This window comes from Ligilactobacillus ceti DSM 22408 (genome assembly GCF_000423245.1).
GTDB classification, from domain to species: domain Bacteria; phylum Bacillota; class Bacilli; order Lactobacillales; family Lactobacillaceae; genus Ligilactobacillus; species Ligilactobacillus ceti.
Window position 1 is genome coordinate 14971 of sequence record NZ_KE383993.1, and the last position, 12848, is coordinate 27818.

The 12848-nt window shown below is 32.2% G+C and carries 12 protein-coding genes; 7 read left to right on the forward strand and 5 right to left on the reverse strand.

All coding sequences use genetic code 11. The features are described 5' to 3' along the window. The first annotated feature begins 15 nt into the window (after positions 1-15). Positions 16-990: a glycosyltransferase family 2 protein gene (locus G540_RS0102965; RefSeq protein WP_027106814.1), complete on the forward strand. Its 975-nt coding sequence runs from the start codon at positions 16-18 to the stop codon at positions 988-990. Between the two features lie 12 nt (positions 991-1002). Beyond that, positions 1003-2505: a lipopolysaccharide biosynthesis protein gene (locus tag G540_RS06960; RefSeq protein WP_051188943.1), complete on the forward strand. Its 1503-nt coding sequence runs from the start codon at positions 1003-1005 to the stop codon at positions 2503-2505. Between the two features lie 42 nt (positions 2506-2547). Here the strand turns inward: G540_RS06960 and G540_RS07240 are convergent, their stop codons facing one another. The 3 genes from G540_RS07240 to G540_RS0102985 all read right to left on the reverse strand — a co-directional run bounded on the left by G540_RS07240 (position 2548) and on the right by G540_RS0102985 (position 4810). Further along, positions 2548-3150, reverse strand: a complete 603-nt coding sequence (locus G540_RS07240) for a histidine phosphatase family protein (RefSeq protein WP_051188944.1) — start codon at positions 3148-3150, stop codon at positions 2548-2550. Positions 3151-3215: 65 nt separating this feature from the next. Continuing rightward, positions 3216-4154 carry a DMT family transporter gene (locus G540_RS0102980; RefSeq protein ID WP_035463587.1) on the reverse strand — a complete coding sequence of 313 codons (939 nt, stop codon included), beginning with the start codon at positions 4152-4154 and terminating at the stop codon, positions 3216-3218. A gap of 206 nt (positions 4155-4360) precedes the next feature. Further along, positions 4361-4810, reverse strand: a complete 450-nt coding sequence (locus tag G540_RS0102985; protein WP_027106816.1) for a MarR family winged helix-turn-helix transcriptional regulator — start codon at positions 4808-4810, stop codon at positions 4361-4363. A gap of 376 nt (positions 4811-5186) precedes the next feature. Here G540_RS0102985 and glpK point away from each other — a divergent pair, with 376 nt between their 5' ends. The 3 genes from glpK (at position 5187) to G540_RS07245 (ending at position 9598) form a co-directional block, all read left to right on the forward strand. After that, positions 5187-6689, forward strand: a complete 1503-nt coding sequence (gene glpK / locus G540_RS0102990; protein WP_027106817.1) for a glycerol kinase GlpK — start codon at positions 5187-5189, stop codon at positions 6687-6689. Positions 6690-6716: 27 nt separating this feature from the next. Next, positions 6717-8546, forward strand: coding sequence for a type 1 glycerol-3-phosphate oxidase (gene glpO / locus G540_RS0102995; protein WP_027106818.1), 1830 nt, complete (start codon positions 6717-6719; stop codon positions 8544-8546). Positions 8547-8674: 128 nt separating this feature from the next. Continuing rightward, entirely contained in the window at positions 8675-9598 is a 924-nt protein-coding gene (locus G540_RS07245; RefSeq protein ID WP_051188946.1) for a mechanosensitive ion channel family protein, read from the forward strand. Between the two features lie 36 nt (positions 9599-9634). Here G540_RS07245 and G540_RS0103005 read toward each other — a convergent pair whose 3' ends face one another. Beyond that, the gene (locus tag G540_RS0103005; RefSeq protein WP_027106819.1) at positions 9635-9991 is read right to left on the reverse strand and encodes an iron-sulfur cluster biosynthesis family protein; all 357 of its coding nucleotides are present in this window, start codon (positions 9989-9991) and stop codon (positions 9635-9637) included. Positions 9992-10146: 155 nt separating this feature from the next. Between G540_RS0103005 and G540_RS0103010 the strand changes: the two genes are divergently transcribed. Next, the gene (locus G540_RS0103010) at positions 10147-10542 is read left to right on the forward strand and encodes a hypothetical protein (protein WP_155885133.1); all 396 of its coding nucleotides are present in this window, start codon (positions 10147-10149) and stop codon (positions 10540-10542) included. Positions 10543-10587: 45 nt separating this feature from the next. Here the strand turns inward: G540_RS0103010 and yjeM are convergent, their stop codons facing one another. Then, complete coding sequence (gene yjeM, locus G540_RS0103015; protein WP_027106821.1) at positions 10588-12078, reverse strand: glutamate/gamma-aminobutyrate family transporter YjeM; 1491 nt, start codon at positions 12076-12078, stop codon at positions 10588-10590. A gap of 420 nt (positions 12079-12498) precedes the next feature. Between yjeM and G540_RS06975 the strand changes: the two genes are divergently transcribed. Further along, positions 12499-12822 carry a DUF6442 family protein gene (locus G540_RS06975; RefSeq protein ID WP_051188947.1) on the forward strand — a complete coding sequence of 108 codons (324 nt, stop codon included), beginning with the start codon at positions 12499-12501 and terminating at the stop codon, positions 12820-12822. Positions 12823-12848: the final 26 nt, after the last annotated feature.

Consider the following 12848-nt stretch of genomic DNA (forward strand, 5'->3'; position numbering starts at 1 on the left):
CAATAGGGAGAAAGTATGTTAGTTAGTATTATTTTGCCAGTATATAATGGTGAAGCATATCTGAAGGGATGTTTGAATTCAATCTTTCAGCAAACACATCAAGATTTAGAAATTGTGATAATCGATGATGGTTCAACGGATCGCACAGCGCAGCTTATTGATGAGTATCAAAAACAAGACGAACGGATTAAAGTGGTTCATCAAAAGAATTTAGGTTTGGCGGAAGCTAGGAATGTAGGCGTGGCTCATGCGACGGCAGAGTATTTAACGTGGATTGATTGTGATGATTTAATTGCTGCCGATTATGTTGAGACGATGTTAGATAATATGTTACGGCATGAAGCTGATATTGTGATGTGTTATGCAGTGACATTTCAAGATCAAATTATTATTCCGAAGATACCATATTTTGAAAAAGTAGCAACGAGTCGGGAAGTTTTATATTATTACACAAGTAATCAATATCTCGCTGGTTTGGACTTGTATAATGTTCATTCTAAAATGTTTCGCAAAGAAGTTTTGTTACAAGCTCCATATCCTACTGGGAAATTACCAGAAGATATGCGCACTACTTATAAACATATGTATGCTGCTCAGCGGATTGTATTTGTGAATAAAGTTTTATATTATTATCGCAATACCCCAAATTCTTTAGTGAATTCTCCTGAAGTTAGTCGGCAGATAGTTGAAAGTCAACGAGAAATTATGGAGTTTTTTCAACAACACCAATTAGAAAATCCCTATATTATTCCTAATTATTTTGTTCGGATGTTAGAAAGGCGTAAAGCGTTATTATTTATAGGTGATTACAAACAATTACAAGAGTTAAAACAAGAATTTAAGCAGGTATTACGTGAAAAAGGTGATGTTTTATCAGTTAGAACACGTTTGAAATATCAGCTGATTATACAGCTGTGGACTGTTAATTATTATTATTTCTATAATAAACAAACTGGGTTTAAATTGAATTTTAAACGAAAAAATCAATAAGGAGGGATAGCGGTGCGTAAAAAGGTTATTACGGGAATTATTATAAGTAATGTTATTTTAATTTTAGGTGGTTTGTTATCTTTTATTACGAATCGCTATTTTATTAGTTATATTGGTTTACCCAAATTAGGCTTAGATAATTTATTTAAACAGTTATTAGGCTATTTAAACTTGGCAGAAATGGGCTTGTCGACAGCATCAACCTATGCTTTGTATAAACCATTAATGGAAAAAGATTATCAACGAATTAATGAAGTTATTTATACAATGAAACAAATTTATAAGAAAGTGATGCTGTTTATTTTCGTTGCGGGAGTTTTGTGTACATTTCTTTTACCGTTTTTTATGAAAGGTTATGCGTTTTCTCCGGAAGTAGTGTTGTATTGGTTAATGTATATTATTAATACTTTAATGTCATATTTAGTAGTGATTTATTTAATTTTATATAATGCAGATCAAAAATATAATTTTGTGAAGATTGTGCAAGGATCTACGCAAATTATCTTTCAAATAATCAAAATAGCTATTATTATTATTTTTAAATCATTCTTTTTAATATTAGTGTTAGGTTTAATTAATACGGTAGTTAATTTATTAATATTTCGTATTTATTATCAAAAAGAATATGAACCTAAATTACAACCACAAGCTAAATATCAGCTTGATCGGACGATTATTAAAGATATCAAAAATATTTTCATTCATAAATTATCATTTGTGTTGTCAGTTAATACTGATATTATTCTGATTTCAACATTTATTTCTTTAAGTGTGGTGGGATTATATTCGAGCTATTTAATGGTATTAGGTTTATGGTTAAAAGTGGTAGGATCAGTTGCAGATATTGCGCGCTCGAACATCGGTAGTTTGAATGCTGTGTCCAGCAAACAAGAAGTTTATCAGAAATTTCAACAGTTAAATATTATTTATTTGTATTTTACAGTTTTGGTAATTGTGCCAACTTATTATTTAATTCAACCTTTTATGAATTTGTGGATCAATAAACAATTACATGTCAAAGGTTTAGTATTATTACTTTGTTTGAATTATGGAATGAAAATTTATCGAGGTTGTTTAGATATTTTTAAAGAAACAGGTGGATTTTTTGATGATATTCATTTACCAATTTTAGAAGGTGGATTGAATTTTATTATTTCGTTAATTTTGGTACAAAAAATTGGTTTAATAGGTGTCTTAATCGGAACGGTTGTTTCTGATTTGTTAATTACTTATATTTATAAACCAATTTTAGTGTACCAACGCTGTTTTGCGCAGCAGATACAAGCTTATTTACATGATTATTTACGCTATGTAGTTTATGTGGTATTAGCAGCTGGAAGTTCATATTTAGTTATGAAAAATTATGCTTTTGAAATTAAAACAGCTGGGGATTTTGTGTTACAAGGAATAATTATTTTTGGTATTAATGCCATAATTACAACTGTTGTTTTCTTAGGTGATCGTAATTTCCGTTACGATTTAAAAGAGTTAAAAATGATTAAAAGACCTAATTAAAAAACAGGCTACTGAACATTTTGTTCAGTAGCCTGTTTTAGATTAAACATATTGTAAACTTGTTTTTGTAATTTGGTTATTTGTTTCATCATAAGTAATTTGAGCAATAAAGCCATGACCATTTGCGATATGATAATTTAAAAATTCTTCTTTTGTTAATGGTTGGAAAATATGAATGATTTGACGCATGACACAACTATGACTGACTAAAGTGAATGATTGTGCATTATCGTTGGTACAAGATGTTAAAATTTCGTTGAGACCGGCTGTAATCCGTTGAGTGAAATCAACTTGATTTTCAACATTATCACGAGTTTGGTTGTCATACCATTTGCTGAAAAGATCAGGTAAATCAGCTTTTTCAAAGAGTTCCCATTCTAAATCACCAAAATCAAGTTCTTTAAATTCATCTAAAAAGACAGTATGATCTTTTTCGCCTAATAAAGTTTTAAAAGTTGTTCTTGTGCGCTTCATTGGGGAACAAAAGTATAAATCAGTTGCTGGGAAGAGTTGCTTTTCTTTAATAACTTCAAGTTCTTCAATACCAGGAATTGTTAAATCGATATCAGTTACACCTGCGATTCGTAAAGCTTGATTAGCTTGCGAAAAACCGTGACGAATAAAGACACCAGTAATAGTTTTCATAATGTAAAACTCCTTTGAATTTTGATTTCTATTATAGTATAGCTGATTTTTAATCAAGTTAACAATTAAGAGTTTGTATTGAGGGGAGTGTCTTCGAGTTTTTTTCTTCCTCTTTGTAATAGATAAATGGCTAAAATCACTAGTAAGGAACCTAATAATTCAATCCAAGAAAAAGGTACGCCCAAAAAAAGAATGCTTAAAAAGGTGGCTGTAATGGGTTGGAGAGCATCCATAATCCCCACTACATCAGATGGTGCAAAGTGTAAACTGTATAAAAGAAAGATAAAAGGTAGAATTGTACCAATGAGAATAATTGTGATGAGTGAAAGGATTAATTTCCCAGATAAGTGTGGTGGTTGGGACCATAAGGGATGATAAAAATTGAAAAGAATGCCTGAAATGAACATTCCCCAACCAAGGACAACTAAAGGGGGGCATTCCTTTAAAATTGGACGTGGAAAAACAATATAGCAAGCCGCAGTAATCCCAGAAATAATTCCCCAAAAAAGTGATATTTTAGGAATCGAAAGTTGTGTAAAATCACCTTTCGTTAAAGCTAAAAAAATTCCGAATAAAGAAAGTGTAAAAGCGATTAAATCAGAGCGGAGCGGTAATTCGTGTTTAAAAAGTAAACTTCCTAAAACGATCACGAGAGGACTGAGATATTGTAAGATGGTGGCTGCAGCAGCGTTCCCCGTCTGAATGGCCCAGTAGAAAGTTAGCATATTAGTCATTAAGCCAATAATTACATAAGCTAATAACCAAGCTATTAATTTGAAGGATTTAAAAAGTTGGAAAATCGTGGAACCATATAGAAACCAACTAATTAGTAATAAAATGATTCCTGAACTTAGCGTTCGTAAAGAAAGGAACCAGATAGCCGAGAGCGTATATTGTTGTGAGACGTATTGCATAACAGCTCCTGATATGCCCCACATGCTAGCTGAAATAGCTGCTAAAACAATCCCGGTAATAATGCGCGATTTTGTAAAATGTTCAAAGATAATAAAACCTCCTGGAATATTTTTGACAAATATTTTACCTAAAAAATAGATGTCTAATCCAGGTTAACGAAAAAAATAAATGATTGCAGTGGATTTAGTTGGATTTTTGGTCATTTTAAATAAATCTTAAACAAGAAAACGCTCTCTTTGAAAAGTGTAAGAAAAAAGGCACTGAGAATATTTTCTCAGTGCCTTTTGAATTGAGTTTAAAACTCAATTTTTTCAATTCGTTGACAAATTTCTTTAACTTGATTAACTTTTTTTACATATTCTGTTTCAGTTAAGTTCGAAGTTGCGAAACAATCACTAACATGATCTTTAATATCATCTTCTAAATCCCATGCTTTATCAGTTAATTGAACGACTAATTTACGACCATCTGCAGCAGAATTATCACGAGTTACCCAGCCTTTATTTTCCATCCGTTTTAATAATGGTGTTAATGTCCCAGAGTCGAGACCCAGTTGTGAACCTAATTCTTTCACGATTAAACCGGATTTAGGGGCATCCCAGAGTACTAATAAAGTTATAAATTGTAAATAAGTTAATTTATAAGGTTTTAATGATTCATAATAAAATTTATTATAAGCTTTTTGAGTAGAGTAAATTGCAAAACAAAGTTCGTCTTGAACTTTGTGTGGACGGTGTTCTTCCATTTTTGTCCTCCTATATCTAATGCATCTTGAGCAATTACATTACATTAATTGTAACAGGAAAATACATTTTACACAATTTTATTGTGCGAAACATATTAAGTTAATTGTTTCAAGACTTTAATATAGTAACATCTTCGACAAATAAAAGAAAGGTTAAAAGATAATTATAAAGAAAATTTTTTCATAAATAACTTATTATTAAGTTAGAGTTTTTCTAATAATTGAAATAAAACCGATTATTACTTAATATAAACGAATTAAAAGGAAATTGCCTAAAATCACGCAAATATAGTATTATATTAGTATTAAACGTTTTCATTCAAAAAAGTGAATTAACTAAAAATAAAATATCTCAAAGATAGGAAGTGAAGCACTAATGGCTGAGTCATATATTATGGCAATTGATGAAGGGACAACGAGTACCCGTGCCATTATTTTTGATCATCAAGGAAATAAAGTTGTGGATGCTCAACGTGAATTTCCACAATATTTTCCAAAACCAGGGTGGGTCGAACATAATGCAACTGAAATATGGAATGCGGTTTTATCCACGGTAGCAAATACCTTTATCGATTCAGGAATTCAACCACATCAAATTGCAGGGATTGGTATTACTAATCAACGAGAAACGACAGTTGTTTGGGATAAACATACAGGCTTGCCGATTTATAATGCGATTGTTTGGCAATCACGTCAAACGAGTCAAATTGCGGATGAACTAAAAGAAAAAGGTTATGCTGAAATGATTCACAAAAAAACCGGGTTAGTCGTGGATGCTTATTTTTCAGCAACAAAAATTCGTTGGATTCTCGATCATGTTCCAGGAGCGCAAGAACGTGCTGAAAAAGGAGAATTGCTTTTTGGGACAATTGATACATGGTTGACTTGGAAATTAACAGGTGGACAAGCTCATGTGACAGATTATACAAATGCTAGTCGGACGATGTTATTTAATATTAATGATTTAACTTGGGATCAAGAAATTTTAGATTTATTAAATATTCCCCAAGTGATGTTACCAGAAGTAAAATCAAATTCTGAAGTTTATGGAAAAACATTGGAATACCATTTTTATGGTAGTTCGGTGCCAATTTCTGGTATGGCAGGAGATCAACAAGCTGCCTTATTTGGCCAATTAGCCTTGACGAAAGGAATGGTTAAAAATACTTATGGAACAGGTTCTTTTATTGTGATGAATACTGGTTATGAACCTGTTTATTCTAAACATAATTTATTAACAACGATTGGTTATGTTTTAGATGGTAAAGTGAATTATGCTTTGGAAGGATCTGTGTTCGTTGCGGGATCTGCTATTCAATGGTTACGTGATAAAATGCATTTAATTAATGATGCGCAAGAATCTGGTGAAGCAGCGATGGCATCAACAAATAACAATGAAGTTTATGTTGTACCAGCGTTTACTGGCTTAGGAGCGCCATATTGGGACAGTAACGCACGGGGAGCAGTCTTTGGACTCACACGTGGGACTACTGATCAAGACTTCATTAAGGCAACCTTACAGTCCTTAGCGTATCAAACACGTGATGTCTTAGATACAATGCAATGGGATACTAATATTAAAATCCCTGCTTTACGGGTTGATGGTGGAGCTGCTAAGAGTGATTACTTACTTCAGTTCCAAGCTGATATTTTAGAAATGCCAATTGAAAGAGCTGCTAATTTAGAAACCACAGCTTTAGGCGTTGCTTTTATGGCTGGGTTAGGTGTTGGATATTGGCAAGATTTAACGGAAATTGAAGCTATTTTCAATGTGGGGCAACGATTCAGATCACAAATGCCACTAGCTGAAAGCGAAAAATTATATCGTGGTTGGAAAAAAGCAGTTGCTGCCACACAAGTATTTTCCGCGGAGGATTAATAGCGCAAATCAAAGGAGGCGTTTTTAGTGGATTTTTCATATCAAACAAGAAATCAAATTATTACTAAGTTAAAAGAAACAGAACTAGATTTATTAGTGATTGGTGGAGGGATTACAGGTGCAGGAGTTGCTTTACAAGCAGTTGCATCTGATTTACAAACTGGATTAATTGAAATGCAAGATTTTGCAGAAGGGACAAGTTCACGTTCCACAAAATTAGTCCATGGTGGAATTCGTTATTTAAAGAATTTTGATGTTGGTGTGGTGGCTGATACTGTTCAAGAACGAGCAATTGTACAAAAAATAGCACCACATATTCCTAAACCAGCTCCTATGTTGTTACCGATTTATGCTGATCCAACAGCGACATATGATATGTTTAGCGTTAAAATCGCTATGGATTTATATGATCGTTTAGCTGGGATTACTGGAACTCAATATGCGAATTATACAATTACCCGTGATGAAGTTTTACAAAGAGAACCGGAATTAACTTCTGAAAATTTACTAGGTGGTGGCGTGTATTTAGATTTTGTTAATAACGATGCACGCTTAGTAATTGAAAATATCAAAGAAGCTGCTGAGCGCGGTGGTTTGATGGCTAGTCGTGTTAAAGCAATTGGGATGCTACATGATGAAGCTGGTGTTATTAATGGTGTGCGGGCACTTGATACAGTAACTAAAGAAGAGTTTACTATCAAAGCTAAAGTTGTGATTAATACAACGGGACATTGGGCTGAACGAGTAACCGAATTGGATCAATTGAATGGACCTGGTCAAAGTCTGCGTCCAACTAAGGGTGTTCATCTCATTATTGATGAAAGTCGTTTAAATGTTCCACAACCAACATATTTTGATTCTGGCTTAGGTGATGGGCGGATGATTTTCGTTGTACCACGGGAAGGTAAGACGTATTTTGGAACAACAGATACTGATTATACGGGTGATTATGCGCATCCAAAAGTGGAACAAAATGATGTTGATTACCTATTAACAGCTTTAAATCAACGTTATCCAAATATTAATTTAACGATTAATGATATTGAAGGTAGCTGGGCAGGCATTCGTCCACTGATTGCCTCAAATGGTAGTTCTGATTATAATGGCGGGACGGCTAATACTGGTAAAGTGTCACCTGATTCATTTAATAATTTAATCGATGTCGTTATGGCTTATCAAAACCAAACAGCTACGCGAAGTGATGTGGAAAAAGCTATTAGTAAATTACAATCATCTAATTCGGAACAAACTTTAAATCCATCCCAAGTTTCACGAGGATCATCTTTAGATTTGGGACAAGATGGATTAATTACTTTAACCGGTGGAAAAATTACTGATTATCGTAAAATGGCAGCTGGTGCTTTAACTTTAATTCGTGATGTTTTACAGGAACGATTTGGTATGGCAGTAGCGGAAATTGATTCGACTAGTTTACAAGTTTCCGGTGGACATTTTGATCCAACGAATGTGGATGAAACGATTAAATTCTATCAAAAGATTGCGATTGATAAAGGAATTCCGGATCATGAAGCGTTTGAATTAGCTAATTTATATGGATCAAATTTAGGACGCGTGGTGTATTATTTAAATGATGTTCAAGCAGCTGAAGGTTTAACTTTAGCAGAAACAATTAGTTTGCATTATGCGATTTTTGAAGAAATGGTCTTAAATCCAGTTGATTTCTTCTTGCGTCGTACGAATAAATTGTTATTCCATTCAGAACAATTAATTGCTAAAAAAGAGGCTTATTTGGCTGCTATGAGTCAAATTATGAATTGGGATGATGCGCAAGTGGTTTATAATACAAACTTATTAAATGAAGCCTTGGCAGAATCAAGATTAGACTACTTGAAATAAATTTATGCAAATGGACTACCAAAAGAATTTTCTTGTGGTAGTTTTTTATTTGAAATGATGTAAATATTATAAAAAACACTAAAATAATGCTAAAATTGAACTATAAAATGATTAGAAAGGAGTTTTTTATGGGGAATTATTTATTAACTAAAGTTGTTACAAATGAAAATTTTTCGCAATTTTCGAATTATTTTAATCTTGATCGGATTTTCCGCTATGTCCAAGAGCATAGTATTCGTGCCATTATTGCATTGTTGATTATTATATTCTTTAGTAAAATTCGTAATTTATTCAAACTTATTTTCGAAAAGATTTTTAAAAACTTTTTAGCTAATACACCAGCCATTGCGAGCTTTTTATTAAGTATGATTTCCGTTGTGATTGATTTAGTCTTGATTTTAGTGATTTTCAAATTATTAGGGATTAATTTATCAGGAATTACAGCTATGGTGGGCGCCTTTTCTTTAGTATTAGGGTTTGCATTTAAAGATATTTTGGCTAACTTTTTTGGTGGATTAATTTTATTAACATTTTGTCCAATTAAAGCAGAAGATGTTATTAAATATAATGATTTTGAAGGTGTTGTGAAAAAAATTGAAATTTTCTATACAACATTAGTCGATTTCCAAAATTCTGAAATTATTATTCCAAATGCACGCTTAATTTCAAATGAAGTAGTAAATGTAAAAGATAATGCACACCGAAGATTAATTTTACAAGTTGGTGTCGGTTATGATAGTGATATCAAACAAGTTAAAGATACAATTCGAGAAATTATCGAAAAAAGACGTGATGATTTGTTCTTTATCGATGATACCGATCCAGTGATTGGTATGTATGAAATTGGAGCATCATCGTTAATTTTTGAAATTCGGGTATTTGTGCGCGAGAAAAAATTCATGTTTGCACGTTATTATTTAAACGAAGCGATGAAAACAGAGTTCGATAAATTGGGAATTGATTTACCATTTGATATTACGCATCTTGAAATTGATCAAAAACTTAATCAAATTAAGGTTGTTCAAGATACAACTCAAACTTCAGATAAATAAAAAGAAGCTACTAATTAATTTAGTAGCTTCTTTTGTTTAATCAGTTAAATCAATTAATTCTAAAGGGTCAGATAAAATACCGCTATGGGCACCTGATAAAATTAGCGTTTGATTTTGTGGATTAAGGTCAATTTTCATTGTTGTATCAAAAAACATTTCTGCATCAGGATGTGAATAAATATGGGAAAAGTTACTTGGAATTTCTTGATTAAATTCACAAGGTAATTCAGCAATTTTGATACGATAGATTTTGAATTTTTGGATTAAAGCACAGTTTCCTTGTTCAGAAAGTGAGCTAACACCATCATCTAAATCTAAAATAAACATATTTTCACTTGGTTGATATTTTTCTTCTAATTTAGCTTGTGCAGCTGGTGTAATTGTTATTTGCATAGAAATCACCGCATTTCATAGGATACTTATATTATATAAGTTTTTAGGAGACAAACCAACCATTTCAGCTTATAAAAAGTAAGTTTTGTAATTAGATTTAGATTTGACAAAAAATTGTGATTCGTTAAGATAGAATAAGAAAATAAATTAGAGAAATGAGAACAGCAATGTTTAAAGCAAAATATCAAAAAGTTTTATTTAGTAGTATTGGTGTAACTGTTGTTATGCTTTTAATTAGTATGATTCATTATGTGGTAACGGCTGGTGCTGGATTAGCTACTTGGTTTAAGTGGACGTTTATGGTGTTGGCGGCTATTACACTGTTGATTTTAGTCGTAGGAACATACCAAAAAATTAAAAAGAATTATCAGGAAAAAGGTTGGTCTAGTCTTGTGGCCGCAATTAGTGAATATCTGGTAATCTTTGTTTTATTTTTAGTAGTAAGTTATTTTACAGATGGACATGAATGGGAATATATTCCTGTTTTACTAGGTACAACTACTTTGTTTACTGCAAAGTATGCTTTTTCATATATTAATCGTGATAATTAAAAAGACTTTGTCGTATATTACGACAAAGTCTTTTTTGTGAGAATTTTATTGAGCATTCTTTTTCATGCGACGTTCGCGAATGGCATAAAAAATCCAAGCGACACCACCAAAGAAGATTGGTCCGATAACTGTCCAAAAGGCAGTATCATAATCGTGATTTAAAACAGGTTCTAAGCAAGTGAAGATCACACTGGCAATCAAGACGATTAAGACGATTACCACGATAATATTTGTCCATAATTTATTTTTGAAAATTTCAAAAGGACGTTCAATATCTGTTCGTTTTTTGAAGAATGGGAAAGCGGCTACTAAGAAAATATATGGACAGGAAGTAGAAACGTTACCCATATCAGTTAAAATTACATAGAATTTTTGAGCTGATGTCCCACCAAAAGAAATTAATAAGATAAAGATGGAAATAATAATTGCTTGAACCCACATTGTATAAGCCGGCATATTAGCTTTATTTAATTTAGTCATTTTAGCTGGCCAAAGGGTTTTATCAGAACCAAGAATTAAAGATTTAATAGGTGAATAAACAATTACGAAGAAAGCACCTAAATAACCGATAAACATACCTAAACCAGTAAAGCGAATAATTAAGCTACCTAACATTAAGCTAGTTGCTTCTGATAAGTGTAAGGAATGACCTAAAGTAACACCTAAATTATGCATCATGACATAAGTTACATTACCTAAGTTAACATGTGATCCACTTAATAATTGATTCCAGTTAGTACTTACTCCCCAAAGGAAGATAATTACAGAATAACTAATTGTGATTAAGATTGTGGAAAAAATTAAGGCCTTAGGGAAAGTTTTTTCTGGTTTTTCTAAATCATCAGTGACCCCACCCATTGTTTCCATACCAGCATAAGCAAAGATTGCATAAATTACGAAGGAAATAATCGCAATTGGTGATGAAAATTGTGGATTAGGAGAATGAATAAAGGAAGACATACCATTAATTGGTTCCATTAACTGACCTTTATTGGCGATCCAAGTCACAATACTTGCGACTAAGAAAACGACATTTAATAAGATAACAAAGACTCCACCAATGGATGAAATTTTAGAAATTGAATCCATTCCTCGAGCCGAGAAAAAGGTGATTACTAAAATCCATAAAACACCTAAGAGTGCGATGGTTTCAGTTGAGGAAAGGCCAAAGACATGCCAGGATTGGGTTGTATCACGACCAAAGAGGAAGGCTGAAAAAGGAATCCAAACTTTAGATGCGGTAGATACTAACCAAGTTATCCAAGAAGCCAACCAAATAAAAGTACCGATAAAAGCTGTTTTTTCACCAACTGATTCAGCTAACCAAGAATAAATACCACCTTTTGCTTCTTTATAAGCTGAACCATATTCAGCTAACATTAAAGAAACTGGTAAGAAGAAAAAGATAGCTCCGATAATATACCAAATAATACTTGCGTAGCCCATTTGGTCAAAGGCAATCGGAGAGTTAGCGAAACCGAAGATTGTTGAAAAAATCATCATAATTAAGCCAAAGAGGGTGATTTTTTTCTTCATAACAAGATAACTCCTTTTGAAATTTTATATTCTAAAATACGTAAAAAATATGTATTTTCTATCAAGTATAGACCCAAATCTCATAATTTACTAATTAAATATTAAAATTCTACATTAAAAAAAATTAAGTCAAAGCAGTCTAATTTTAATAAAAAAATTTCGATGTAAAAAGGAGCTTTTTTAGTAGAATTAAAAAATTTGGAGCAATGTAACAAAAAACAAATAAATGTAAAGCTAAAAAAATCTAAGTTTATGTAAAATATAGCTTAGGAATGTAAAAAGGTCTAGTTGTAATTTAAATAGAATCAGGGATACTAGAGCAAATTAGAACAGAATTACAAAAATGTTGCCAAGTTTACTTTACGTATGTTAAGATATGTAATGTAAAGAAAACTTGTCAGGGTGATGGAGGGATAATTTATGGATAAAGAAGAAATTTTAGAAAAAAGTCGTCAAGAACAAATTGATGAAGGTGAAGTAAATGCGCTAAATACAAGTCGTAACTTAGCTTTTAAAATTGCGGGGGGACTTTCAGTGCTATTTATCACATTCAGTTTGTTTGTGGTTAAAGATAGATATGCTGCTCATGTGGTCATGGCTATTTTTTGGTGTAGCTATTCTACGGAATATTTATATAAATACAAATTTTATAAACGAAAAGCTGATATGGTTGGGTTTATCTCCTCTTTGATTTTAGGCGTTGGATTTGGTATTTTGGCCATTGTGGAAGTTTTATGGACGTAACTTGTGTCAGATAAGATACTTTAAAT

What these genes read in the sequence shown, in the direction of transcription:
- G540_RS0102965 (WP_027106814.1), top strand. Translation starts at nt 16, where the DNA reads ATGTTAGTTAGTATTATTTTGCCAGTATATAATGGTGAAGCATATCTG.
- G540_RS07240 (WP_051188944.1), bottom strand. Translation starts at nt 3,150, where the DNA reads ATGAAAACTATTACTGGTGTCTTTATTCGTCACGGTTTTTCGCAAGCT.
- G540_RS0102985 (WP_027106816.1), bottom strand. Translation starts at nt 4,810, where the DNA reads ATGGAAGAACACCGTCCACACAAAGTTCAAGACGAACTTTGTTTTGCA.
- glpK (WP_027106817.1), top strand. Translation starts at nt 5,187, where the DNA reads ATGGCTGAGTCATATATTATGGCAATTGATGAAGGGACAACGAGTACC.
- G540_RS07245 (WP_051188946.1), top strand. Translation starts at nt 8,675, where the DNA reads ATGGGGAATTATTTATTAACTAAAGTTGTTACAAATGAAAATTTTTCG.
- G540_RS0103005 (WP_027106819.1), bottom strand. Translation starts at nt 9,991, where the DNA reads ATGCAAATAACAATTACACCAGCTGCACAAGCTAAATTAGAAGAAAAA.
- G540_RS0103010 (WP_155885133.1), top strand. Translation starts at nt 10,147, where the DNA reads ATGAGAACAGCAATGTTTAAAGCAAAATATCAAAAAGTTTTATTTAGT.
- yjeM (WP_027106821.1), bottom strand. Translation starts at nt 12,078, where the DNA reads ATGAAGAAAAAAATCACCCTCTTTGGCTTAATTATGATGATTTTTTCA.
- G540_RS06975 (WP_051188947.1), top strand. Translation starts at nt 12,499, where the DNA reads ATGGATAAAGAAGAAATTTTAGAAAAAAGTCGTCAAGAACAAATTGAT.